This window comes from Cnuella takakiae (assembly GCF_001953305.1).
GTDB lineage: Bacteria > Bacteroidota > Bacteroidia > Chitinophagales > Chitinophagaceae > Flavisolibacter > Flavisolibacter takakiae.
In genome coordinates this window covers 5494661-5495258 of record NZ_MTFE01000010.1, presented here as the reverse complement: position 1 = coordinate 5495258, position 598 = coordinate 5494661, and the positions used below count along the sequence as shown (strand labels likewise).

The window sequence follows — 598 nt, the reverse complement described above, 5'->3', positions numbered from 1 at the left end:
ATGCGGGCGGCACAGGGTACCGGTGCTGATTGCGGCTCAGGCATTCATAAGTGAGTTGGGTTAGGTCATCAAACTTGAAATCGTAAACAAACATGGAAAATCCTTTTTCGATGTGCTGCCGGATAATCTGCTGTATAACAAAGTGGGTTTTGCCGGAGCCCGGCGAACCGAGTACCAATATGCCCCTGAATGGGTTGATGATGTTCACCCAACTGTCGCGCAGCTTTCCCCTGCACTGGTAAGTGGCTTTAAGGTTAATGGAATAGTCGTTTTGCAGTAGCCGTTCTTCCTGTGGAAAAGATTCGTTCCAGGTGTTGAAGATGTCGCTCTTGATGGCGTGCCGGATGACACGGCTCAAGCGGCTGCCATAGGAGAGCACTAGCAGGTAGCCGCAACTTGTAATGCCCATGTAGCAAAAAGCTGTGTACTGCGAGCCAATTGCTGTTGGGGTCAGGTAAGGACTACCCCAAACCAGCAGGCAGCCCAGCCCCATGCCTGCCAGTAATCGCCCGGTGTGTAAGCCTTCCTGTTTTTTTCCTTTAGTACCGATCAGGGAAATAAACAGGAGACTAATGGAAGTGGCTTTGGTAAACCAGCT

Annotated in this window: 1 protein-coding gene; it reads right to left on the bottom strand. The window is 50.7% G+C overall.

From position 1 onward, the window contains the following. A partial coding sequence (locus BUE76_RS24980) for a YWFCY domain-containing protein (protein WP_216820729.1) occupies window positions 1-598 on the bottom strand: 598 nt, incomplete at both ends.